The organism is Geofilum rhodophaeum (assembly GCF_002210225.1).
Lineage (GTDB): Bacteria > Bacteroidota > Bacteroidia > Bacteroidales > Marinilabiliaceae > Geofilum > Geofilum rhodophaeum.
This window is the reverse complement of the sequence record NZ_MWUJ01000007.1, coordinates 17,489-41,327: the sequence shown is the minus strand read 5'-3', so window position 1 is coordinate 41,327 and position 23,839 is coordinate 17,489. Positions and strand designations below refer to the sequence as shown.

The window sequence follows — 23,839 nt, the reverse complement described above, 5'->3', positions numbered from 1 at the left end:
AGCGAATGATGAAAAGAAATAGTTTTGTTTTATACCTGTTCTTGTTGATGGTGACACCTGCCTTGCTGGTCTCGTGTCAACAGGATGATATTGTGATTAACGAACTGCAGGAGGACGATGGCCGCGAGCTGGCTTTTGCCGGTCCCTTGGCCAGCATCGACTTCAGCGTATACGATATGATTGAAGACCTCGATGAGAACCTTTGGTTTGGGGGGGACAGTCTGGTTTATTACCTGCATCGTGAGCCGGTTATGGTCAGCTGGTCGCATCTGGTTACCCTTCCGGAGGTTTATGAATTCTGGACTTTTAGTATGCCGACTGAGCTGGCTGCTCCTTTCAAAGCTGGTACAACAGAATGGGATTACAGCGAAGAGGTGATGTTCAGTCATCAAGACGATGTGCGTTACGACCAGTTGTTGATGAAAAGGGGACAGATGATTTTAAGTCCCCGCTTACCCATGGGTTTGTCTGGCTCGGTGCGTATTCAAATCCCCGAAGTCAGTAGCAACGGAGAAGCGTTTGAAATTGTGCTTCAGTCGGGCGATGATGAGTACATTGATTTGAGTGGTTACCAGTTGGATTTTACCTCAAACGAGGTGGAGCCTTATAGAAGTCGTCTTACTGTGAATTTTAAGGTGGAAGATTTCAGCGGGTTTCCTATGAGCGATCAGGTGACCTTGGGTTTTCAAATGAGAGATATGGATTACGAATCGGCCTACGGTTATTTTGGATACCAGGAAGCCGACGAAATGGATGCCAGTCTGAGTTTCGATTTTTTTGACGAGATCGAGTTTGACGAGCACATCGACATCGCCGACTTTGAAATGGATGTGGAAGTGTACAACAGCATAGGGGTGCCCTTTTATGTGGAAGCGACCAATATTCGTTTCTTTCACGCAGATGATGAGACGCCCGTTTTGCTGGAAATGAACGATGAATCCACCATTGGATTCGACTACCTGCCTGCTGCCACTGCCGGCAATCCCTTGATTCCCGGCTACGGTAATTTTATCGTTAACGGCAGCAATTCCAATGCGGTTGAAATAGGCAACAGCTCCCCGGCCAGAATGCTGGCCGATATATATGCGAGCAGCAATCCGGAGGCACCTGCTGGTGTTGAGGCGCCCGATCAGAATTTTATCTTTTCGGAGCGTGATCTGGAAGTTGATCTGGTGTTGAAGGTGCCTTTTTATTTTTGGGCCGACACTTATGCACGTATGGATACGGTGGAGTTTGATTTTATGGACATCATAGATGGGTCGGAAGACGAGGTGGACCATGTAGAGGTAGCGGAAGTGTTTTTTGATTTCGAAAACGAGCTGCCCATTCAAATTGAAGTTGCGGCCTGGGTAATCGATGCCGAAGGACAAAAAGTTGATGATCTTTTGGACGCCAATACCGAATTTGTAAAAGGGGGAGACAAGGGAGCCCCGGCAGCGACTTCTTTTAAGGTGGGACTGACTGCCGCCCAAATTAGTTTGTTTAAGCAACGAGAGGTTAAGAATATTGTGTTGGCCTATGAGTTATCCACCAGTAAGGGAAGCACAGCGGTTAAAATCTATGGAGACAGCCGTTTCAGAGCCAAGGTGTCTGCCGAGCTGAACGGTTCCATGCCACAGTAATCCCTGATCTTGCGTTAGAACTATCAACCCCCTAATTTTGAATACAATGATGTTTAAGAAATTTATATATGGTTTGGCGGGACTGTTTTTGATCTCTGGTCAGGTGTTGGCTCAGGATCCAATGGCCCTCTACTTTATGGAAGTTATTCCCCAGACCAAGTACACCAATCCAGCCATGCAGCCAAGAGCCAACGGCTTTTTTGCCTTGCCCAATGTCAATGCCTTGTTTCAAAGCGACCTGGCCTTTTCGGATGTTTTTCAGGATGTCGGCAGCGAGTGGGTAAGTCCACTCAGTAAGCGCTTTAATTACGGCGACCTTTACGATGCTTCGGGCCAGGCTTTTAACCTTAACGAGCAGACTGATTTTCAGTTGCTGGGACTGGGGTTTCGTACCGGACGGGACTACATTTCAGTAAGTCTCTCCATGAAAGGGGCGGTGGCCATGGGCGTACCTTCCGATTTGTTTCGGATCACCGATAAAGGTTTTCCCAATGGCAGTCGTTTCGATTTCAGTACCCTGAGAACAAAAATGGTGACCTATAAGGAAATCAATATCGGCTACAGTCGTGAGTGGACCGAAGATCTTACCCTTGGGGTTAATGTTAAGCCGCTTTTTGGTGTGATGGGCGGAATGACCGACATCAGTCGTTTTGAGTTGCACACCAGTCGTGAAGTCTTTGATGTATATGTCGATGGCAAGGTTTACACCTCGGCTCCTCTCGAAATAGAAGAGAACGAAACGCCCGGCGATTTTCCCGAGTCGATAGAAGGACGAGACATGGACGATGAGTGGGGTTCTTACTTCAGCTCTTTTAAGAACCCCGGTATTGCCTTTGATTTCGGTGCCGTTTACCAATTGAATAATCGTTTGGAATTGTCGGCAGCCCTTACCAATTTAGGATTCATCAAGTGGAAGGAAGATTTGAATACGCTTTCGTTTGGTGGTCACTATAGTTTTGAAGGACTTGAGGTGGACGGATCCAATAAGGACGACCTGGATGAAGCCCTGGATGCCATCGGCGATTCGTTGAAAACAGTAATAGATTACACTACAGGTGAAGAGCAGTTTTCAATGGCTTTAGTTCCTGGCTTGTATGTGGGTGCACAATACGAGTTGACCAAGTCCTTGTCCCTGGGCGTGCTCTCCCGCAGCCTCATGCAAAAGCAGAATTTCAGACAGGAGTTTAATCTGTCGGCCAACTGGCAGCCCTATACCTTTTTGGCTCTCAACGCCAACTACGGTTACCGGGTTAAAGGTGGCGGCGGTTTGGGTGGCGGACTTTCTCTTTTGCTGGGTCCCGTTCAGTTTTTTGCCATTGCCGACTATCTGCCTACCCATTACGCCAATGTGAACTTTGATGGCGACGAGTTCACCATGTTTCCCAATCAACGAGAGCTCAGTGTCAAACTGGGGCTCAACCTGATTTTTGGTCGACATGGTTACCGCAACCGGCCTATGCTGGCGCCTGCTTCTTTGTAGGGTTGGGCTTGTATAAGATCAAAAAAGGCTGCCTTAATCGGGCAGCCTTTTTTGATGAGGTGTTACAGCGTTACCGACCATTGGTCTTCGAGATTGCTCTTCCAGTCGCTGAACTTTTCGTTGCCGCCCCTTACCTTCCAGTCGCTGTCGATGGTCAGTTTGCTGCTGATGCCGCCCCGGGGATTAAATACCATAACCACACGTACGCGTTCCGGCTCGTACACTTCCATCAAATGATCGTAAAACACATTGATGAGGCGCTCGTACGACACGGTAATGTTGCGCAGGTGATACACGTATTGTTTCAGTGATTTGAGTTCGATGATTTTATTTTTAGGATAAAATGTGAGAAAAACATCGGCAAAATCGGGTTGCTCCTTTACCCCTAAGAAGGTGAACTCAGGAATTTTAATCTTGATTTCGTAGGCTTCACCGGTAGGATTGGGCAGCCCCTTCAGAATGGAAGCGTCTATGTCCTTGTAGGTCAATATCTTTTTTTCCATGATAAGTTGTAATGTGTTGTTGGCTTTGAAATTGAAAGCGCAAAGTTAGTGTTTTAGTTCAGTTGAAAAAACTTTTCCTACCTTTGCGCCAAATTATAAATGCAGCAAAAAGTGGGAAGATCCAGAAGAAACAAGCCCTTGTTGGAGCGCCTGGTGGTGACCGATGTGGCGGCCGAGGGAAAGGCTATGGGAAAGGTAGACGATAAGGTGGTTTTTGTGACCCAGGCCGTTCCGGGCGACATCGTTGACGTGCAGGTGAATAAAAAGCGCAGGTCCTACTACGAGGGTTTTCCGGTGAAATTCCACCACTATTCCGATTTGCGGGTTGAACCTTTTTGCGCGCACTTTGGGGTTTGCGGCGGTTGCAAATGGCAGAGTCTGCCCTATGCCGAACAACTTAAGTTTAAGGAGCGGGAAGTAGTCAACAATCTCCAGCGCATAGGCAAAGTGGAACTGCCCGAGGTGCAGTCCATCATGGGCTCCCCCGCCGAGCGCTTTTACCGCAACAAGCTGGAGTTCACCTTTTCGAACAAGCGCTGGTTGAGTCTCGAAGAAATGGAGCGCGAGGAAGAAGTGAAGAACAAGAACGGTCTGGGTTTTCACATTCCGGGAATGTTTGATAAGGTGGTGGACATTGCGCAATGTCATTTGATGGCCGAGCCTTCTAATGCCATTCGTAATGCTTTGCGCGAGTATGCCCTGGCCAATGCATTGCCCTTTTACGATTTGCGCGCAAAAGCGGGACTTTTGCGCACCTTAATGATACGCAATACTTCTTTGGGTGAGGTGATGGTGGTGTTGTCGCTCTTTCAGGAGGACGAGTCCGCCCGCAAGGCCTTGTTCGATCATCTGATTGGCCTTTTTCCCGATGTTACTTCCTGGATGTACGTCATCAATCCCAAGGCCAACGACACCATTGGCGATTTGGACATTCAGCTTTATGCCGGTCGCGACCACATATTTGAGGAGATGGAGGGGCTGAAATTTAAGATTGGTCCCAAGTCCTTTTTCCAGACCAATTCTGAGCAGGCCCTGCATCTGTACCAGGTAGCGCGCGAATTTGCCGGCTTAAGCGGCAAGGAGGTGGTGTACGACTTGTACACCGGCACCGGCACCATAGCCAATTTTGTGGCCCGCCAGGCGGCCAAGGTGGTAGGCATCGAGTACGTGCCCGAAGCCATTGAAGATGCCGTGGTCAATGCAAAGATCAACCAGATTGACAATACTGTGTTTATGGCGGGGGACATGAAGGACCTGCTTACTGCCGAGCTGTTTGAGGAGCACGGTCGCCCCGATGTCATCATTACCGATCCTCCGCGTGCCGGAATGCATGCCGATGTGGTGCAAACCATCTTGAATGCGGCTCCCGATAAGATTGTATATGTGAGCTGTAACTCGGCCACTCAGGCGCGTGATTTGCAATTGCTGGATTTGCGCTACCGCGTTACCCGTGTGCAACCGGTGGATATGTTTCCGCATACCCACCACGTTGAAAACGTGGTCTTGCTGGAGCGGCGCTAGGGGGCGACTTGTATCTGATTTTAAAGGTATCGTGTCTGAAATCAGAAGCAGAAGTCCCAAAAGCTTCTTACTTTTAAGGGTTGTTAACATGTTATGCCATGAAAGTAAGAAGTTTGTTCTGCGTTTTGGGCTGTCTGGCCTTTTTCGCTCAAGTAGGCGCACAAGTATATCCTTTTCAGGATCCGAAGCTTAGTTCGGAGGAACGTGCCCGCGATTTAATAGGCAGGTTGACTCTGGAAGAGAAGGCCTCTTTGATGTGCGACCAGTCCGAAGCCATTCCGCGTTTGGGTATCAAACGCTTTAACTGGTGGAGCGAAGCGCTGCATGGCTATGCCAACAACGACAGCGTGACGGTTTTTCCACAAAACATTGGTATGGCCGCCTCCTTTAACGATACGCTGGTGTATCAAATTTTCGATGCTGTTTCGGATGAGGGGCGTGCTAAGTACCACCAGGCCATGCGCAGGGGCGAAGAAAACCGCCGTTTTCTGAGTCTCTCGGTATGGACCCCCAATGTTAATATTTTCAGAGACCCCCGTTGGGGCAGGGGACAGGAGACTTATGGAGAGGATCCTTACCTGACTTCGCGTATGGGCGTTCAGGTGGTAAAAGGTTTGCAGGGGCCGGAGGATGCCCGTTACCGCAAACTTCTGGCTTGTGCCAAGCACTTTGTGGTACACTCGGGACCCGAATGGAGTCGCCACGAGCTTAATGTAAACGATGTGAGTCCCCGCGAGTTTTACGAAACCTATATGCCGGCCTTTAAGGCACTGGTCCAGGATGCGGATGTGCGTCAGGTGATGTGTGCTTACCATCGTCAGGACGATGAACCCTGTTGCAGCAACACCCGTTTGTTACAGCGTATTTTGCGCGAAGAATGGGGCTATGAGCATTTGGTGGTGGCGGATTGTGGTGCCGTTACGGACTTTTATACCACCCATGGCGTGTCGTCAACACCGGTACACGCTGCCGCTCGTGCGGTAATGGCAGGCACCGATGTGGAGTGTATTTGGGACAACTATCATTATAAATTGCTGCCTCAGGCTGTAGAAATGGATCTGGTTCGCGAGGAGGACATCGATCGGAGTTTGATGCGTGTGTTGATCGGGCGTTTTGATCTGGGTGAAATGGACGATGACGAGCTGGTGCCCTGGGCGCAAATTCCTGCCTCGGTTTTGAATAGTAAAAAGCATCAAGAGTTGACTTATAAGATGGCGCAGCAATCCATGACCCTGCTGCACAACAAAAACAATGTGCTTCCACTCAACAAACACGCTGTTGAGAAAATTGCGGTGGTTGGTCCCAATGCCAACGACGAAGTGATGCTCTGGGGCAACTACAACGGCACCCCCATTAATACCATTACCATTTTGGATGGCATTCAATCCAAGATTTCTGAGGATAAAGTGTTGTACTATAAGGGGGTGGACTTGGTCGATAATAAAGTAACGGTTAGCTATTTCAACAAAATTCGGAGTGATGGTCGCCGTGGTTTTGATGCCACCTATTGGAATCATCCTGATTTTGAGGGGCAGCCTGTTGTTAAACAGCAGATAGCCAATCCTTTGTTTTTGACAGCTGCCGGTCAGCATGAATTTGCACCCGGGGTTTGGCTGGAAGATTTTTCTGCTGTTTACGAGGGAGAATTTGTAGCGGAAGCTACGGAGGATATTGTGTTTAGAGGCGGAGCAACCGGATTTTATGAATTGACGGTAAACGAGGATACATTGACCTCTTACACCAACTGGAGAACCACCAATGCCAAGCTGCATTATCGGGTAGAAGAAGGGGAGACTTATCGCATTAAAATACGCTATGCGCAACGCGAAAACTGGGAGGCCAACATTGAGTTTGATTTTGGTCGTGAAGAGGACGTGGATTATACATCATTGATTAAGAAACTGGATGGCATCGAAACGGTGGTGTTTGTAGGTGGACTTTCTGGTTTGCTCGAGGGAGAGGAGATGCCGGTAGCATATCCTGGGTTTAAGGGTGGCGATCGCACCGACATGGAGCTTCCTGCCGTGCAGCGCAATGCGCTAAAAGCCCTTAAGGAAGCCGGTAAAACCGTCGTTTTTGTGAATTGTTCCGGATCAGCCATCGCTTTTGAACCCGAGCTGGAAAGCTGTGATGCCATTCTGCAAGCCTGGTACCCCGGCGAAATGGGTGGATTGGCTGTGGCCGACGTACTCTTTGGGGATTACAATCCTGGTGGTAAGCTACCGATCAGTTTCTATCGCAATTCCGATAAGTTGGGCGATTTTGAAGATTATTCGATGAAGGGGCGTACCTACCGTTATACCACCGACTATCTTTTCCCCTTTGGTTACGGACTCAGCTATACAAAGTTTGAATTGGGCAAAGGCCGTTTAAGCAAGACCAAGGCTTCCACTTCAGAAGCCATCGAATTATCCGTTCCTGTTAAAAATATAGGGGACAGAGACGGGGTGGAGATTGTTCAGGTTTATGTGCGCAAGGTAGGCGATATTGACGGTCCGCTCAAAACCCTTAAAGGATTTCAGCGGGTTGAACTGGCTGCCGGAGAAAAGACCAAGGCCAACATTACTTTGCCGCCCACATCTTTTGAGTTCTACGACTGGGAACAACGCAAAATGGCCATCGTTCCAGGGGAATACGAAGTCTTGTACGGCAACAGTTCCGACGCAAAAGATTTGACGCCCCTGAAGGTGGTCCTTCAATAAAAGCTGAAAGTGCTTATTTATTACCTTAATACTATATCAAATGAAAAAACCGATTACAGCCTTTTCAGGCTTGTTGACTGCCGGTCTGTTGATGGCTGCAGTAAGTCAGGCCCAAGTGGTGGAAGACTTCAAGCCTTCTGCAGCCAATCAAAGTGGGAAAGAATACCCTATGGTTAATTCGGAGGGCAGAGTGCGTGCCCAGATTCATGCGCCGGAGGCACAGCGTGTGCAGCTCGATATTGGTGCAGTAAAGTACGATATGCTTAAAGATGAAAACGGGGTGTGGACCGGCGAGTCGGCGCCTCAGGACGAGGGTTTTCATTATTATCAGTTGAATATTGACGGCGCATCGGTGCCCGATCCGGGCAGTTTGTATTTTTACGGCGCCGGACGTTGGGGCAGTGGGGTTGAAGTGCCTGCCCACGATCAGGATATTTATGCCTTGAAGAATGTGCCCCATGGCGTGGTGAGCGAGCAGATCTATTATGCCGAAACCACCGGGGACCTGCGTCGTTGCTTTGTTTATACGCCGTTCTCCTACAACAAGCATCCCGAGAAGCGATATCCTGTTTTGTATTTGCAGCATGGGGGTGGCGAGAACGAAACAGGTTGGTCGAACCAAGGACATGTTAACCTGATTATGGACAATCTCCTGGCCGAGGGCAAGGCCCAACCTTTTATTATTGTAATGGACAATGGCACCTGGGATTTTAGTGGTCCCCGAAAAGAAGGTGCCCCCTGGCCGCCGGAGGGGTGGACCGATGGTTTTATGCAGCGTCTTTTGGAAGACATTATTCCCATGATTGACAGCAACTATCGCACTTTGGCCGATGCCGGGCATCGTGCCATGGCCGGTTTGTCAATGGGCGCTATGCAAACGAGGGTCATTACCCTGTCACACTCTGAGGTGTTTTCGCAAGTGGGCATGTTCAGCGGCGGAAGCATCAGAGAAGACGACCTGGCAGCAAACCCTGACTTTAGGGACAACAACAAGTTGTATTTTGTGGGTTACGGCAGTCGCGAACTGGAGAGTGGTCGCTACAATATGGGGGGAGATCCTGAAAATAATGTGGCGCGTTTGAAAGAGTTGGGATTAAACACCTACTTTTATGTGTCGCCCGACACCGATCACGAATGGCAGACTTGGCGACGCTCGTTTTATCGCTTTGCCCAACTTGTTTTTCAACCCTAAAAGAACTGAGTAATGACCAGATTGTTAGTTGTTTTGATTGCTGTCTTATCTTTAAGTGCCTGTGCTGAGCTTCCGCCTGAGCAGGTAAAAGTGCAACAAGGCATTGTTGAGGGAAGTATTGAAGGGGACTTGCGTGTGTTTAAAGGCATCCCCTTTGCTGCCCCTCCCGTTGGTGAACTGCGCTGGAAAGCGCCGCAGCCCGCTGAAAGTTGGGACGGCGTTAAGTCGACCAAGGAGTATGCCCCGGCACCCATGCAGGGCGGCAATCCGGCTTCGGGAAAGAGTGAGGACTGTCTTTACCTCAACGTATGGACCCCGGCCCATACTGCCGAAGAGCAACTGCCGGTAATGGTGTGGATTTATGGGGGAGGGTTCAGCTTTGGATCGACCTCTGACCCCGTACACAATGGCGAGCACCTGGCCCGTAAGGGGGTTGTGGTGGTCAGTGTGGCTTACCGGGTGGGACAGCTGGGCTTTTTGGCCCATCCCGAGTTGAGTGCCGAGAGTCCCAACGGCGTATCCGGTAACTACGGACTGCTCGACCAGATTGCTGGTCTGCAGTGGGTCAAGGACAACATCGCCTCCTTTGGAGGCGACCCCAACAAGGTGACCATCTTTGGCGAATCGGCCGGCGGCATTTCGGTAAGCATGCTTTGTGCTTCGCCGCTGGCCAAAGGTCTGTTTCAGGGTGCCATATCGCAAAGTGGCGGTTCTTTTGGTCCCACCCGCTCAGAAACCTTTCCCGGCGAAAACATGAAGACCTTGGAAATGGCCGAGCAGGATGGGATGGCTTATGTGGAAGCCAAGGGCTTGAGTTCCATTGCCGAAATGCGTGCCTTGCCTGCCGAGGACTTGATTCCGCAGGGATGGACCATGCCCGGGGGCTGGCCCATTGTAGATGGCTATGTGTTGCCCGGCGACCAGGTGGCATTGTACGAGCAAGGTGCTTACAACGATGTGCCTGTACTGATTGGTTACAATTCCGATGAAGGCCTGAGTTTTCCGGCTGGAAGAACCGCCGAGGAATATGTAAGTAATGTGCGCCATCGTTTTGGCGATCACGCCGATGCCCTGTTGGAAGCCTATCCCTTAACAGATGGAGAGGTGAAGCGTGCTGCTCGTAACCTGATGCGCGATGCAGCCTTTGGCTGGCATACCTGGAAGTGGGCCCAATTGCAATCGCAAACCGGAACGGGTGAAGTGTTTTACTACTACTTTGATCAGCACCCCGAATACCCCGCCGATTCGCCCCAGGCCGATCACGGCACGCCCCACGGCGTGGATGTGCCTTTCGTATTTATGCACATTGATCCCGAACATCCGCACACTCAGCCTGGCGATCAGGTACTCTCAGAGATTATGGGTACTTACTGGACCAACTTTGCCAAGTACGGCCATCCCAACGGAGAGGGTCTGCCCGAGTGGCCTGCCTTCAGCGCCGGGAATCCTGCCGTTATGTACTTGGGGCCCGATGCCCGTCTGGGCGAGGTGCCCGATGAGGATGCCTTACGTGTTTTGGATGCTTATTATCAGGAACGCCTGAGCCAGGGAAATAAGGAATAGGGCTAAAAGCCCTCTTCCCCTCCCGGTCCGCCCTCATCTCTGCCGCCACCGTTGCCACCGTTTCGTCCCAGATTTTTCTGGTTGAGGCGGTAAACAAAAGTCAGACGAATTTCCTGACCGCTCCAGCGGTGTTCGTTTACAGAGATGAGGTCGGGCTGGTTCAGCTCATAGCGAAACTTACGACTGTTCAGCACATCACGCACATTTAAACTGAGCGTGCCGTTCCCTTTCAGCACCTCTTTGCTGAACGTGGCATTCAACATGTAAAAGGGCAGGCGCTTGCCCTGCGTAGTTTCTTGTTTGCCGCGGTAAAAAAAGGTCGTTTGAAAACTCAGGTCGTTGTCCCAGCGCATGCGCGAGTTGATGCGTGTGTCCCAGGAGTAAGTGTCGGCACTCAAATCCATCCGCTGTTCGTTGTATTCAAAAACCCCTTCGGTTTGCATGCGGTAAAAGTTGAAGTTGGTCGATAGGTCCCACCACTTGAGTGGACTAAATGACAGGTTGGTCTCCGCCCCGTAGGCATGCCGCTCGGCCAGGTTACGGGGAACCGAGTAGGTGATGCCGTTGTCGTCGACATAGCTGATGCGCTCTATTACATCGCTGGTGTGGCGGTAATAAATACCGGCGTAAATTGATGAATTGTCGGTCGAATACACCCAGCCACTCTCGTAGGCATCGGTAAACTCAGGCTCCAAATTGGGATTGCCTGTGCGTATGTTGCGCGAATCGCTGAAGCCGTAAAAAGGATTCAAGCTCCAAAAATGGGGTCGGTTGATGCGTCGGCTGTAGCTGATTTGCCAGGCATTGTAGGTCGAGAAATGGTAGGTGGTGTGCAGGGTAGGGAAGAAGTGTAGGTAATCGCGCTGGTTTTTAACCGCCCCTTGTTCCAGAAATGTGGTGATGTCTGAATATTCGGCACGTAGGCCCGCCTGAACACTCACCGGTCCAAATTTGTCGGCCCCCTGCAGATAACCGGCAAACACATTCTCGTCGTAGCTGAAATTGTTCGTGTATTCGGGCAAGGCCGTCCAGTTGCCGTTCTCCAATTCCTCCACCTCGTAAGGGTTGCGTATGTTGCGCAGCTCACTGCGCAAACCGGCTTCCAGTCGCCCCTCTTCCCCAAAGGGATGCACATAGTCGGCCTGAAACAACCAGTTTTCTTCCTGCTCCTTATTGTACACCTGCTGAAACAGCTGCTCGTCGGCATCTGCTCCCAACAGCACCGTTTCGGTAAGGTCCGACTCCTCCGTTTCACTGTCCTCCATGTATTGCACAAAAGCATTGAGGGTGTGCGCTTCATGGTCGCTGAACTTTTGCTCAAAATTCAGGGAGTATTCCATATTGCGTTCCATTTCCGTCTCCAAGTCGACCCGCTCCGAAATGCGGAAGGGCTCGTTGCTGTCCTGCGCAAAGTCGCTGTAGCGCACGCTGCCCAGATTTTCTTCATCGTCGAAACGCACCAAGGCCGCCGCAGTAAGCGTGGCGGTGGGCGTTAAAAAGAAATCCATGCCCCCACGCAGGTTCTGCGACCAGCCACTGCGATTGCGTTCGTTGTCGATGCGGGTGCTGAAAGGCGGATTGGCCTGCGGAAAGGTCTGGTCGCTAAAACCGCTGCCCTCCCTTTCGCTGTACCGAACCCCATAATTGATGAAGTAATTGACCTTTTCGCGACGGAAATTTACATTGGCCCCCGCCGAATATCTTTGTGGGAGGCCCACCGTACCCTCAAAGGACCCGTTGACCCCTTTGCGCTGGTCTTTTTTCAGAACGATGTTGATGATGCCCACCATGCCCTCTGCCTCGTAGCGGGCACTGGGGTTGGTGATGACCTCGACCCGCTCGATCATGTTGCCCTGCAGGGCGCGCAATGCTTCCGCATTGCCCGCATTTACCAGTCCCGAAGGCTTCCCGTCAATGAGCATACGTACACCGCCACTTCCGCGCAGCGAAACATTGCCATCGGCATCTACCGCCACCGTGGGTATGTTGTCGAGAATCTCTGCCGCCGAATTGCCCGAGTTGGACAAATCTGCCCCCACATTAAACACCTTGCGGTCCACCCCAATCACCATCTCGCTGCGCTCACCGGTTACGGTCACCTCGTCGAGATCGGTTGCTGAGGAGCTGAGTGCGATTGTGCCCAAATCGAGCTGCTCACGACGCGTGCTCAATTCAATATTTGAAACCACCTCCTTGTTGTAGGCCACAAACTGCACTTCCATGTAGTAGTTGCCGGGCGGCAGCGTAAAGGTGAAGCGTCCCGTCTCGTCGGTTATGCCCCCATCTACCAAGGTAGAATCGCTGTTGTAAACAGCCACCGTGGCATAAGGCAGCGTTTCGCCCCCGCTTTGGTCCACCACCCGCCCCGTAATGCCCGAAGCTTCGCTTACCGGTTCGGCCTTGGCGCTAAAGAAAAGTGTTGTTAAAGAAATAATGCTGGTGAAAAGAATCTTACTCAGAAGTATTTGCTTCATTGGATGTATTTCTTGGTTTATGGTATTGAGACAGACGCACAGGGCAATTGTTTAACGCGGTGTTTCAGGTTTATTGTTAAAGAATTGTTAAGAGGCCGCACTAGATATATGGTTGCCTCTGCTGTGCGGGCTGCTTGCACTGTTTTTTGTTGAAAAAGAGGTACCTTTGCAGTTGAAGCATCAAGTAAAGGAGCCATGAGCAATTACAATCCCGAAACCACTGCCGGACGCAGGGGACTCATCATTAAACTGGTCGATGAACAAGGTCAGGTAAATGTGAACGAACTCAGTGAGCAGTTTGGGGTGAGCGAGGTAACCATTCGCAACGACTTGGCCCATCTGGAGCAGAAGAACCTGCTCATTAGGGCCCGGGGCGGCGCCATCAAAACAGAGAAAGCTTCGCTCGACCTGCGTTTTTTGGAGAAGAAGAGCAAGCACGTGCGCGAAAAAGAAGCCATTGGTCGCAAAGCCGCCCGCTACATCGACGATGGCGATACCATAGTGGTGGACAGCGGAACCACCACCCGCGAAATTGCCAATCACCTGAGTCGCTTCAACCGCCTCACCGTTATCACCAATGCCCTGAACATAGCCAGTTCGTTGGCCGATATGGACAACATCACCATCATAATGCCCGGAGGCATTATGCGGCACAACATCCTTACCCTGGTGGGCGCCATCGCCATCGACAACTTCAAGAAATTCTTTGGCGACAAGCTCTTCCTGGCTGCCGACGGCATCGATGTGAACCTTGGCCTTTCGTCGCCCGACCTCGAAGAAGCTGCCCTCAAGCGCACCATGATAAAAATGGCCCGCAAAGTGATTGTGGTAGCCGACTCCTCCAAATTTGGCAAACGCCACCTGGCCGTCATCTGCAACATCAGTCAGATAGACGTGCTGATTACCGACCGTGGCATAACGCCCGACCACAAAGAAGCCCTCGAAAAAATGGGGGTAGAAGTGGTAGTAGTAGATTAACGTTACCTTATGATACAAGCGCAGTTTGATGCCCTGGGACAGGCCGGGATGGATTATTTTTTGAACGGGCAACGCAGCACCGACATAAAGGTGTGGAGCGATATTGCAGAGAACGACACCCTGCCGGTGCACTACCTGTTTCGGAGCTATTTGGAGATGCCCGGACTGGAGCAGAAAGCCCTTGCTTTATGCAAGGGCCGCGTGCTGGACATTGGTGCCGGTATGGGCAGTCACACCCTGTACCTGCAGGAGCAGGGACTGGACGTAAGCGCCCTGGAGCTTTCCCCCTTAGCCTGCGAAGTGATGTCGCGCCGCGGCGTGCAGCAGGTCATCAACGGCGACTTCTTTACCGTGCAAGCCCCGGAGACTTTCGACACCCTTTTGCTGATGATGAACGGCATAGGACTGGTAGGCACCGTAAACGGCTTTGGTCGCTTTTTTAAGCAGGTAAGTAAACTGCTGAAGGCGGGGGGACAAGTGCTGATGGACAGCTCGGACCTGCGCTACCTCTACATAGACGAGGACGGCAGCATGCTGGTGAACCTGAACGGCCGCTACTACGGCGAAGTAGAATACCGCATGAGCTACGGCGACTACAAAGGCAAACGCTTCAAATGGCTGTTTGTCGATGACGAGCTGATGGCCCGCTATGCCGAAAAGAACGGCTTCCGCTTCGAAAAAATTGCCGACGGTCCCCACTTCGACTACCTGGCCCGCCTGGTGAAACTCTAGTTGAACCATTGCGCACCCTGTTTGTTTCCTTTAATCAATAATTCGACCACTTACGGCAACTATTTGACCCTGTTTTGCGTACAAATTGCTAATATTACACCTGATTTGTAGTATTTACATCAATACCTGCTGATTTGCTTGCGCAACAAGCCCTTACAAACAGTCAGGCCAAGTGGAGAAACCGGGAAACCCCTTTACATTTAAACGGGTGCTGAGCAGTAAAATTTCTTTGTTAATTAAAAGTCTTAAAATCATAAATCCAAAAGTATGAAACAATATTTACTCAAAGTGTGGATGACAGCCGCCCTCAGCCTTCTGGCACTTGGTGGCGTGTGGGGACAGACGGTGACATACAGTCCTTCAATTGGAGCAACTGATGTAAGTGTGAGTCCTGTACTATCGATTGAATTTGATGGGGAGGTAACCCTGAATCCAGATGGATCAATAATAGTATACAATAGTGATTATTCCTCAATGGTGAGTTTGTCTACAGGAAGTGCTGGTTCACCTCCATTTTCTCCCCCAATTGGCCCGGACACCAGATTAATCATAAACACAAATGTTTTGACAATTGATTTGTCAACGTCTTCTTTGGATTTTGAAACCGAATATTGGGTTTATATTTCAGAGAGTGCTCTTGAGGTTGATGGAATTGCATGGAATCAATTATTGGCTATTCCGGGGGAATGGTCTTTTACCACAACAGCCGCCCCAACTCCGTTAACCGCGACTTTGTCTCCTGTTGATGATACTCCAAATGTACCCGTTTCTACTGCGACCTTTGAGATTACGTTTAGTGAGGATGTTGAGATGGCAGATGGTGTATTCTTTGTGAGTCTATTTGAAAAAGGTGTTACCCCTTCGAAAAGAAACGTGGAATTATATTCTGGTCTAATTAGTGGTACTATCGTTTCAATTGATTTTGACTTTCAATTTCTATATGGGAAAGAATACGAGATCGTCTTTCCAGCAAACGCCATTAAATCGGTAGCAACCGGGGCTTTGTTTCCAGGCCTTTCGGCTGGCGAATGGTCCTTTACCACGGAGGCAGCCCCTTTCACCATCGACCTTCAGGTGCCTGAGGATGGAGCAATTGATGTTGCTCTTAATGCCAGTCTTGTCGCAACCTTTAATCAGAACATTCAACTAGGGACTAGTGCCGCGGTTCATATTTATGACTATCTATCTGAATCGTTAGTGGAGACAATAACCACTGGACTTTCGGTTAGTGGTAGTGATTTAATTATTAATCCCACAACCGATTTGGCAGAAGGGACCCATTACTATGTGGTAATTCCTAATGGTGCAGTTGAAACTACTTCTGGAGCGCCATTTGCTGGTCTTTCAGATAAAGATGCCTGGGACTTTACCACCGTTTATCTTCCTTTAGAGAATCCAGTTCTTTCTCCAACCCATAATGCGGTTGGCGTATTGAAAGATGCAGTTCTGTCTTTGCAATTTGATAAGGAAATTGAATTGGGTTCGGGAACGATTGGTATATATAACGGTTCTACTCAGGAGAAGTTGTTTGATGCATCTTCTGCAGCTGTCAGCATCGTCAATAACAACACGCTTCAAATAGACTTGTCCAACAATCCTTTGCCAGAGTATGAAACTGTTTACGATGTTCGGATTGCTTCAACCCTCATTAAGCGTGTTGGTAGTGATGTCTATTTTGTTGGTTTTGATGCTGGTGAATGGTCCTTTACTACAGAGGTTCAGCCGGATCCAGTGCTCATGACTACTTCTTCTCTCTCTCCAGCAGATGGTGCTGTTGAGGTCTCCAGAGCTCCAACGCTCCAAGTTGGTTTTGATCAGGAGATCACCTGGGGCCCTTCTGGGGTTCTAACAATTCATCGTTCTGATAATGATGCTACGGCTGCAACAATTTCCAGAGAGCAAACAGGAGCATCGATTTCTCAAGATCAGTTGTCCATTGTTTTTTCTTCAGAAAGTCTCGAATATGGCACCGAATATTATGTGATCATTGATGAGGGTTTTGTTAAGGCCTTGAATAGCTCTGCTGTTTATGCTGGTCTTTCTGATGCAAACGTTTGGTCTTTCACCACCGAATCAGCACCCCCTTTCTGGGAAGAAGGGTATCCAAATATATCGAATCAAACTTTAACTGATTTTGATTTTAATGCTTGGGCAGATAATTCTGGCGTTTATTATGGAGTGGTTACCATGAGCAGCACGGCTCCTTCCGTTGAGCAAATTGAGCAAGGTTTAAATCATGGAGGGACTGCAGCTCGCATTGCTTTTAATGAAGTGGTTAATGACAATACCAATCCTTCGTTTACAACGGTTTCTTTTAATTCAAATACGGAATTGGGTAATACGTATTTTCTCCACGCCGTATATGAAAGTAATTCAAAGTACAGCGATGTAATTACTATTACCATTGACAGAGTTGTTCCTGAAATTCTAAGTTCCTATCCTGCAGCTGGTGAGCTTGTTTTTCCTGTTGAAGAAGCCTTGGAGATCAGCTTCACAGAGGCTGTAGTCGGGGCTGATGGGAATCCTTTAGATGCAAGTCATTTTTCTTTTGAACTAAAAGATGAAACCATCCCAGTTGATTTCTCAATTTCTGTTGTTACAGAGAGTGAAATGACAAAGGTCGTTCTCACACCGACAACCGCTCTAATTGAAGACACAACCTACACTATAACTATTTCTGAGGTCTATGATTTAAGCGGTAATCCTTCTGATCCTGTTAGTATAACTTTTGAAACCGATGGCGTTTCTACTTGGACTGGTGGTGGTAATAGTTCAGATTGGTCAGATCCACTAAACTGGGGAGGAGTTGATTTTGTTCAATACAAGAGTGTGGTAATTCAGAGTGGATCCTCCACTTTTCCGGAAATCACTACAGGTATCATTGATGTTCACAATTTAACCATTGAACCTGGTGCTGTTTTAACACATACCGGGGGGACGCTTAATATTACTGGTTTGTTCACATTAGAGTCTTCTGTAGATGTTAATGGATCATATATTAATAGTGGTGCTGTTGGTGCAGTTTTAAATGTGGAGGGTGGCAATGTTAATGTAGAACAGGTGATTAATAATATTGACTTGTCCTATGTTATTTCCTCTCCAACGGATGGCTCTACAGCGGACAATTTTGGTGGTTATTATCCACTCTACTATTATGAAAATTCTTCCGATTCCTGGCAGTCTATCTCTTTTTCATCAGCAATGACCTCTGGAGTTGGATATAGGATGTGGACGGATGATACCATGGTGAATTTTTCAGGAGACTTTAACATTGGTTCGGTTTTGGTTTCTTTAAGTAGAACCGATGGTCAAGGATATGGATGGAATTTTGTTGGTAATCCCTACCCTGCCGCAATTGATTGGAATCTGTTGAATGTTACAGGGGAGTCCACAGTAGAGGATAATTTTTGGATGTGGATGCCTACCCAAAAGTCTTATGGTTCGTACAGTGCCTCAACTGATATTGCAGTTAATATTGAATCTTCTAAGATTCCGTCTAATCATGGTTTTCTTGTAAAGGTAAAACAGGGGTTAACTTCTGGAAGTTTAGAATTTTTACCTTCCGCTCAGGTTGCTAATGATGCCATGTATCTGAAGTCTGCTTCTTCCAAGCCCCTTACTTCTCATTTTAAACTTGCGGGTATTTCTGCTGAGGGTTTTCGTGACGAGTTTGCTGTTGCTTTTGTTGATGGAGCTGTTGAAGGAGTGGATAGATATGATATGGAAAAGCGCTTTGCAAATCAACGGCACTTGTTTGAACTTTTTTCTCTATCGGGATCACTAAAATCTGTTATTAATTCTGTTCCAAATGTTGGTTTCATTGAAATTCCCTTAGGATATAATGCCCTTCAAACTGGGACGGTCGGTGTTGAGCTGGTTAATAGTAATTTAGAGGATGCAGTTGTCATTCTTGTCGATGAGCTTACTGATGAAGAAACGGTGTTAGAAGAGGGGGGTAGGGTTGATGTTTTCATTTCCCAAAAAGGTATGGTTAATGATAGGTTTAAACTTCGTGTTTCCAGAGTTGTTACATCTGATGTATCAATAGTTGTTACCGAAGAGCAAAATAGCCGCATTCGTGTTGTCGTTAAAGATAGAAATATTCATCTTTTTTTATCTGAACCAGGTTCTTACGAGGGCTTTATGATTTGTGATGTTCAAGGAAGGGTAATTCGAAGTGGCGCTCTTTCCGGTGCACAATTTGAATCCTTAGGTTCTTTTTCTGATGGGGTATATCTAATACAGTTATTCAATTCTGAAATAGGTTCTGTTGAGAACGTCAAGGTTGTTGTTTATTAAATTAATGATTACTTTTGAGCTGCCTTGATTTTACTAACTATGAACAGAAAGAGATTTTATAATAGGCCGCAACTGAATGAAATTTTACTTGATGTAGATATTTCTGTTTGTATGGCGACTGAAGATACTCCTCCTGATGTTGGAGATAAACCTGGTACCCAAGGCGCTTCTTCCTTCGAATCTACTCAGGAAGACGATTCCGGCATTAAGGAGAATCCTTTCAGGTAAATTAGGAAAACAGCACAAAACACAACACAAATACAAGCACGCCCTCTCTGCATAATGCAGGGAGGGCGTGTTGTTTTATAGGACTTTTATTTGCTTTAGCGGTGTTTGACGACGCCTACGATGTGGTTTTCGGGTACGGGGCCCCAGTAGCGGGAGTCGAAGGAGCGTGGGCGGTTGTCGCCGTGTACCCAGTAGTAGTTCATTTTAAAGGTGTAGCGTTTAATGGGGCGGTTGTTGAGGTAGAAGAAGCTGCTGCGTTGTTCGAGGTTTACGCCTTCAAAAACGCGGATGATGCGGCTGTAGAGGGGGTAGGTGTCGGTTGTGAGGGCAATGGCGTCGCCTTTTCGGGGCAGGTAAAAGGGGCCGAGGTTGTCGGCATTCCAGCGGTGGTTGTTGCTGGAGGGAAATACGTAGGGGTCGGGGATGCCGGGGGCGAGGGGTTGGAGGGTGTCGTTGGCTTGTTTGGGGCTTATTTGGAGGTGTCCGTTGAGGTGGAGTTGACCGCGGATGATTTGGAGGGTGTCGCCGGGGAGTGCGGCAATGCGTTTGATCATGCGGGGGCGTTGGTTCACTTCGAGGGCTTGGAGTTCGCCCCAGTGTTCGCTGGTGAGGAGGGTGTCGAGACCGGGGTGCTGGCGGCGGAGGAGGTAGTAGCTTTCGCCGGGTTTGTGGGGTACTATGGTGTCGGCTTCGGGAAAGTTGAAGACGATGATGTCGTTGTATTGTAAGGGGTGGGTCTGAAAGAGGCGGTTGTAGCGGTCGGGGTCGTTGACGAGGTAGCGCGGGCCGGGAATGAATTTGTTGACGAGGACGAATTCTCCGGTGTGTATGGTGGGTTCCATGGAGGAGGTGGGCACCTTCAGCAGTTCAATGCCGTGGCGGTATATGAGGTCGGAGAGGAGGAGGCCGAGTCCGACCCACAGTAGGATGTGGCCGATGTGGCGCTTTTTCATGGCTGGCGCTTTGGTGGTGAAATGAAAAAGCAGCGTGCGTCCTTGTTTGGGGTGATGCACGCTGCCTGTTTGTTGCTGTTGTTAATCGTTTTTAACCCATTTAAAGAAGCGGTTCCACCGGATGTTGCCGGGGAAGCTCTTGTCTTTGTTGAGGGAGAGCCATACCAGCAGGGGACGGCCTACGATGTGGTCTTCGGGTACAAAGCCCCAGTAGCGACTGTCGGCGGACTTATGGCGGTTGTCGCCAAGCATAAAGTAGTAGTCCATTTCGAAGGTGTAGCTGTCGGCGACTTGTCCGTCGATGTAAATTTGATTGTCTTTTACTTCGAGGGTGTGCCCTTCGTAGGCGGTGATGATGCGCTCGTACAGCAAGATGTTGTCGATATTGAGGGCCACGGTTTCGCCGCGTGCGGGCATTTTAAGGGGGCCGTAGTTGTCGCGACTCCAGTTGAAGTTTCTGCTGTAGGGGAAGACTTGCAGGCCGCTGTTGTTGGGACGGACTAGGTCTTTCTCGAGGCTTTGTACGAAGGGGTACTGGCGCACTTCTTCGGCCATGCTTTCGGTCATGGGCAGGAGGTAGTGGGGACCGTTGCCGCCTTCTAGGCGGTCGTCTTCGGAGATGCCGAGGCGCTCAAAGAAGCGCTGGTTCAGACGGGTGCCGTCGGTAATCAGATGGTAGTTGTGCTGCAGGTTTTCGGGATTGTCCACGGCTTCTCCGTTGATGTAAATCTGGTTGTCGCGAATCTCGAAGAGGTCGCCGGGCAGTGCTACGCAGCGTTTTACGTAATTGTCGCGCCGGTCAACGGGGCGGTACAGTACTTCACCAAAGCTGGCTTTGTTGTTGGCGATGATGGTGCGACCCAGTTCGTTGATGAACATGCGCTGTTGGTATTCGCTGTTGAATGTTTTGTCACGAAGCAGTTGGGGATTCTGGGCTACCTGATTGTAGCCGAGTTCGCGTATGCTCACGTAATAATCGGGGTTGGTTCGATTAAAGGCTACGGTGTCGCCGGTGGGGAAGTTGAAAACGACGATGTCGTCGCGTTCTACTTTACCAAAACCTTTCAGGCGCTTATAATCCCACTTGGGCCATTCGGTGTACGACTTGGTGTTGAGTAGGGGAAAGGTGTTTTGCACCAGGGGAAAGGCGATGGGGGTGTTGGGCATACGGGGACCGTAGCTTACTTTACTTACAAAGAGATGATCGCCCACCAACATGGTCTTTTCGAGGGAGGAGGTGGGGATTTTGTAGTTCTGAAACAGAAAGAGGTTGATCATGTATACGGCCACGAGGGCAAAGACCAGGGCGTCGATCCACTCGACCAGGGCGGAGGGCTTTTTGCCGTCTTTGCCTTTTTTCCAACTGCCCCAGGGGATGAAGCGACTGATGTAGATGTCGAAGACGATGGCGAGTCCCGCCAGCAGCCAGTAGTTGCCGATCCATATTACTACAAGGAGGTAAAGGAGGGCGGCCAGGGCAAATTTTATTTTTCTGGCCAGGGAGATGTCTTTAAAGTTCATGGATGCTTGTGTTAGAGTTTAAGGAGATCCGACATGGTGAGGAAACCTTTGTTTTTGGCGGCAAATTCTGCTGCAATTACGGCACCTAAGGCAAAACCCTGGCGCGATTTGGCACTGTGGTGAATGGTGATTTCGTCCACTTCGGATTCGTATTTAATGGTGTGGATGCCGGGGACTTCGCCTTCGCGTTGTGCTTCTATGGCTATGGCGTCGGGGGTTGATTGCTTGTCGAGCTCCCATTTGCTTTTGCGGTCGAGGTTTTCGATGAGGCCTTCGGCCAGGGTAATGGCGGTACCACTGGGGGCATCAAGCTTTTGGGTGTGGTGCACTTCAACCATGCTCACTTCGTAATCGTTGTGGGCGTTCATGAGTCTGGCCAGTTGCTTGTTGAGCTGGAAAAAAAGATTGACGCCGATGCTGAAGTTGGAGGCGTAGAAGAAGGTTTGTCCGTTTTCGCACATTTTTTTGATTTCGGGCAGTTTGTCGAGCCAGCCGGTGGTGCCGGATACAACGGGCAAATTGTGTTTGAAACAGGCCATGTAGTTGTCGTAGGCGGCTTCGGGACGGGTAAACTCGATGACTACGTCGGCGGTGGGAAAGCCTGCTGAGCTGAAGTCTTCGCCGTTGAAGGGGTCGATGCGTGCCACTACTTCGTGGCCGCGGTCCTGCGCTATTTTCTCAATGGTTTTTCCCATTTTGCCGTATCCGATCAGTGCAATTTTCATAAAGTCTTATTTTTTTGTTTCTGATTTTGCAATTACTGTGCCGCGCTTGTAGGGTTTTGAGGTGCGACACACAAAGATACAAAAAAAGCGCTTCTTTTAGGAAGCGCTTTTACTATGTAGTAAACCGACGTGCGGTTATGCTTTGGTGGCTTTTTTTACTACGGCCTTAAATGCATCGGGATGATTCATGGCAAGGTCGGCCAATACTTTGCGGTTGATGCGAATGTCTTCTTTCGCCAACAGGCCCATTAACTTGCTGTAAGAGATGCCTTCGAGACGGGCAGCAGCGTTGATACGCTGAATCCACAATGCTCTGAAGTGGCCTTTTTTGCGCTTACGGTCGCGGTAAGCAAACTGTTGACCTTTTTCCCAGGTGTTCTTGGCAACGGTCCATACGTTTTTCCTTCTTCCAAAGTAGCCTTTGGTAAGTTTTAAAATCTTTTTTCTACGTGCTCTTGAAGCAACAGCATTTACTGATCTTGGCATTTTCTACTGTTTTTCGAATGGTTAGCGTTCCCTTTCGGAAGCTTTTCGGCTAAGTCATTCAGATTAATAATTTGTTGTTGAAGCTTGTGTTTACGACTATTTCATAGCCAGCAACAGCTTCACATTGCTTTCGTCGGCCTTGTTAACCAGGGTCGCATAGGTCAGATTTCTCTTACGCTTGGTCGACTTCTTGGTCAAAATGTGGCTTTTGAAAGCGTGTTTACGCTTAATTTTTCCGCTTCCGGTGATGGTGAAACGCTTCTTTGCACCGGAATTCGTTTTCATCTTTGGCATTGTTGTATATATTTAGTTGATTAAAAGTGCCTTACTTCTTTTTGGTTTTGGGCGCAATGAACATGGTCATACGCTTTCCTTCCAATTTGGGCAGCTGTTCTACTTTTCCCAATTCCTCGAGTTCCTGGGCAAAACGTAACAACAAAATTTCTCCTTTGTCTTTAAAAAGGATACTTCGTCCTTTGAAAAACACGAAGGCTTTTACCTTGTCCCCGTCTTTCAAAAACTTTTCGGCATGTTTCAGCTTAAAGTTGTAATCGTGTTCATCGGTATTGGGTCCGAAGCGAATTTCCTTTACAGAAACCTGAACGGTTTTCTGCTTGAGTTCTTTCTGCTTCTTTCGCTGTTGGTACAGGAACTTTTGATAATCGATGATTCTGCAGACGGGCGGGTCGGCCTTGGGGGAAATTTCCACCAGGTCTAGCTCAAGCGCATCGGCCATTTTAAGTGCCTCGCTTGTAGCGAACACCCCTGGATTTTCAATGTTGTCACCTACCAGGCGTACCTGGGGAATACGAATCTGATTGTTGATTCTGTAATTGAATTCATCTTTGGGGGCTTGTCCC

18 protein-coding genes are annotated in these 23,839 nt (G+C 49.0%); 10 read left to right on the top strand and 8 right to left on the bottom strand.

Annotation, left to right across the window (positions count from 1 at the left end):
* Window positions 1–5: 5 nt before the first annotated feature.
* The gene (locus tag B4W65_RS08320; RefSeq protein WP_146697751.1) at window positions 6–1,622 is read left to right on the top strand and encodes a hypothetical protein; all 1,617 of its coding nucleotides are present in this window, start codon (window positions 6–8) and stop codon (window positions 1,620–1,622) included.
* A gap of 46 nt (window positions 1,623–1,668) precedes the next feature.
* Window positions 1,669–3,102 carry a DUF5723 family protein gene (locus B4W65_RS08315; RefSeq protein WP_088654684.1) on the top strand — a complete coding sequence of 478 codons (1,434 nt, stop codon included), beginning with the start codon at window positions 1,669–1,671 and terminating at the stop codon, window positions 3,100–3,102.
* A gap of 62 nt (window positions 3,103–3,164) precedes the next feature.
* Here the strand turns inward: B4W65_RS08315 and queF are convergent, their stop codons facing one another.
* Entirely contained in the window at window positions 3,165–3,605 is a 441-nt protein-coding gene (queF, locus tag B4W65_RS08310) for a preQ(1) synthase (RefSeq protein ID WP_088654683.1), read from the bottom strand.
* A gap of 111 nt (window positions 3,606–3,716) precedes the next feature.
* On the opposite strand from queF, the gene rlmD reads away from it, so the two are divergent.
* The 4 genes from rlmD to B4W65_RS08290 all read left to right on the top strand — a co-directional run bounded on the left by rlmD (window position 3,717) and on the right by B4W65_RS08290 (window position 10,583).
* Complete coding sequence (gene rlmD / locus B4W65_RS08305; protein WP_088654786.1) at window positions 3,717–5,126, top strand: 23S rRNA (uracil(1939)-C(5))-methyltransferase RlmD; 1,410 nt, start codon at window positions 3,717–3,719, stop codon at window positions 5,124–5,126.
* A gap of 98 nt (window positions 5,127–5,224) precedes the next feature.
* Complete coding sequence (gene xyl3A, locus B4W65_RS08300) at window positions 5,225–7,828, top strand: xylan 1,4-beta-xylosidase (RefSeq protein ID WP_088654682.1); 2,604 nt, start codon at window positions 5,225–5,227, stop codon at window positions 7,826–7,828.
* A 40-nt stretch (window positions 7,829–7,868) separates the two neighbouring features.
* On the top strand, window positions 7,869–9,020 hold the full coding sequence (locus tag B4W65_RS08295; protein ID WP_088654681.1) for an alpha/beta hydrolase-fold protein: 1,152 nt from the start codon (window positions 7,869–7,871) through the stop codon (window positions 9,018–9,020).
* A gap of 12 nt (window positions 9,021–9,032) precedes the next feature.
* Window positions 9,033–10,583 (top strand): carboxylesterase/lipase family protein, encoded by a 1,551-nt coding sequence (locus tag B4W65_RS08290; RefSeq protein ID WP_088654680.1) that lies wholly within the window; start codon window positions 9,033–9,035, stop codon window positions 10,581–10,583.
* A gap of 2 nt (window positions 10,584–10,585) precedes the next feature.
* On the opposite strand, the gene B4W65_RS08285 is transcribed toward B4W65_RS08290, so the two are convergent.
* Complete coding sequence (locus B4W65_RS08285; RefSeq protein ID WP_088654679.1) at window positions 10,586–13,057, bottom strand: TonB-dependent receptor domain-containing protein; 2,472 nt, start codon at window positions 13,055–13,057, stop codon at window positions 10,586–10,588.
* 195 nt (window positions 13,058–13,252) lie between these two features.
* Here B4W65_RS08285 and agaR point away from each other — a divergent pair, with 195 nt between their 5' ends.
* The 4 genes from agaR to B4W65_RS17210 all read left to right on the top strand — a co-directional run bounded on the left by agaR (window position 13,253) and on the right by B4W65_RS17210 (window position 19,294).
* The gene (gene agaR / locus B4W65_RS08280; protein WP_088654678.1) at window positions 13,253–14,035 is read left to right on the top strand and encodes a transcriptional repressor AgaR; all 783 of its coding nucleotides are present in this window, start codon (window positions 13,253–13,255) and stop codon (window positions 14,033–14,035) included.
* A 9-nt stretch (window positions 14,036–14,044) separates the two neighbouring features.
* The gene (locus tag B4W65_RS08275; protein ID WP_088654677.1) at window positions 14,045–14,767 is read left to right on the top strand and encodes a class I SAM-dependent methyltransferase; all 723 of its coding nucleotides are present in this window, start codon (window positions 14,045–14,047) and stop codon (window positions 14,765–14,767) included.
* 267 nt (window positions 14,768–15,034) lie between these two features.
* A complete protein-coding gene (locus B4W65_RS08270) occupies window positions 15,035–19,066 on the top strand; it encodes an Ig-like domain-containing protein (RefSeq protein ID WP_088654676.1) in 4,032 nt (1,343 codons plus the stop codon).
* Window positions 19,067–19,105: 39 nt separating this feature from the next.
* Window positions 19,106–19,294, top strand: coding sequence for a hypothetical protein (locus tag B4W65_RS17210; RefSeq protein WP_146697750.1), 189 nt, complete (start codon window positions 19,106–19,108; stop codon window positions 19,292–19,294).
* A gap of 95 nt (window positions 19,295–19,389) precedes the next feature.
* On the opposite strand, the gene lepB is transcribed toward B4W65_RS17210, so the two are convergent.
* The 6 genes from lepB to infC all read right to left on the bottom strand — a co-directional run bounded on the left by lepB (window position 19,390) and on the right by infC (window position 23,805).
* On the bottom strand, window positions 19,390–20,247 hold the full coding sequence (lepB, locus tag B4W65_RS08265; RefSeq protein ID WP_146697749.1) for a signal peptidase I: 858 nt from the start codon (window positions 20,245–20,247) through the stop codon (window positions 19,390–19,392).
* Between the two features lie 81 nt (window positions 20,248–20,328).
* Complete coding sequence (locus B4W65_RS17205) at window positions 20,329–21,768, bottom strand: S26 family signal peptidase (RefSeq protein ID WP_146697748.1); 1,440 nt, start codon at window positions 21,766–21,768, stop codon at window positions 20,329–20,331.
* A gap of 11 nt (window positions 21,769–21,779) precedes the next feature.
* Window positions 21,780–22,493: a 4-hydroxy-tetrahydrodipicolinate reductase gene (gene dapB / locus B4W65_RS08255; RefSeq protein ID WP_088654674.1), complete on the bottom strand. Its 714-nt coding sequence runs from the start codon at window positions 22,491–22,493 to the stop codon at window positions 21,780–21,782.
* A gap of 135 nt (window positions 22,494–22,628) precedes the next feature.
* Window positions 22,629–22,979 (bottom strand): 50S ribosomal protein L20, encoded by a 351-nt coding sequence (rplT, locus tag B4W65_RS08250; RefSeq protein ID WP_088654673.1) that lies wholly within the window; start codon window positions 22,977–22,979, stop codon window positions 22,629–22,631.
* Between the two features lie 96 nt (window positions 22,980–23,075).
* A complete protein-coding gene (gene rpmI / locus B4W65_RS08245) occupies window positions 23,076–23,264 on the bottom strand; it encodes a 50S ribosomal protein L35 (protein WP_449404137.1) in 189 nt (62 codons plus the stop codon).
* A 40-nt stretch (window positions 23,265–23,304) separates the two neighbouring features.
* Window positions 23,305–23,805, bottom strand: coding sequence for a translation initiation factor IF-3 (gene infC / locus B4W65_RS08240; RefSeq protein WP_146697747.1), 501 nt, complete (start codon window positions 23,803–23,805; stop codon window positions 23,305–23,307).
* Window positions 23,806–23,839 lie beyond the last annotated feature (34 nt).

Bases quoted from the DNA above. Each gene is read 5' to 3' on its own strand.
- B4W65_RS08320 (WP_146697751.1), top strand. From the start codon at position 6: ATGATGAAAAGAAATAGTTTTGTTTTATACCTGTTCTTGTTGATGGTG.
- B4W65_RS08315 (WP_088654684.1), top strand. From the start codon at position 1,669: ATGATGTTTAAGAAATTTATATATGGTTTGGCGGGACTGTTTTTGATC.
- queF (WP_088654683.1), bottom strand. From the start codon at position 3,605: ATGGAAAAAAAGATATTGACCTACAAGGACATAGACGCTTCCATTCTG.
- xyl3A (WP_088654682.1), top strand. From the start codon at position 5,225: ATGAAAGTAAGAAGTTTGTTCTGCGTTTTGGGCTGTCTGGCCTTTTTC.
- B4W65_RS08295 (WP_088654681.1), top strand. From the start codon at position 7,869: ATGAAAAAACCGATTACAGCCTTTTCAGGCTTGTTGACTGCCGGTCTG.
- B4W65_RS08290 (WP_088654680.1), top strand. From the start codon at position 9,033: ATGACCAGATTGTTAGTTGTTTTGATTGCTGTCTTATCTTTAAGTGCC.
- B4W65_RS08285 (WP_088654679.1), bottom strand. From the start codon at position 13,057: ATGAAGCAAATACTTCTGAGTAAGATTCTTTTCACCAGCATTATTTCT.
- agaR (WP_088654678.1), top strand. From the start codon at position 13,253: ATGAGCAATTACAATCCCGAAACCACTGCCGGACGCAGGGGACTCATC.
- B4W65_RS08275 (WP_088654677.1), top strand. From the start codon at position 14,045: ATGATACAAGCGCAGTTTGATGCCCTGGGACAGGCCGGGATGGATTAT.
- B4W65_RS08270 (WP_088654676.1), top strand. From the start codon at position 15,035: ATGAAACAATATTTACTCAAAGTGTGGATGACAGCCGCCCTCAGCCTT.
- B4W65_RS17210 (WP_146697750.1), top strand. From the start codon at position 19,106: ATGAACAGAAAGAGATTTTATAATAGGCCGCAACTGAATGAAATTTTA.
- lepB (WP_146697749.1), bottom strand. From the start codon at position 20,247: ATGAAAAAGCGCCACATCGGCCACATCCTACTGTGGGTCGGACTCGGC.
- B4W65_RS17205 (WP_146697748.1), bottom strand. From the start codon at position 21,768: ATGAACTTTAAAGACATCTCCCTGGCCAGAAAAATAAAATTTGCCCTG.
- dapB (WP_088654674.1), bottom strand. From the start codon at position 22,493: ATGAAAATTGCACTGATCGGATACGGCAAAATGGGAAAAACCATTGAG.
- rplT (WP_088654673.1), bottom strand. From the start codon at position 22,979: ATGCCAAGATCAGTAAATGCTGTTGCTTCAAGAGCACGTAGAAAAAAG.
- rpmI (WP_449404137.1), bottom strand. From the start codon at position 23,264: ATGAAAACGAATTCCGGTGCAAAGAAGCGTTTCACCATCACCGGAAGC.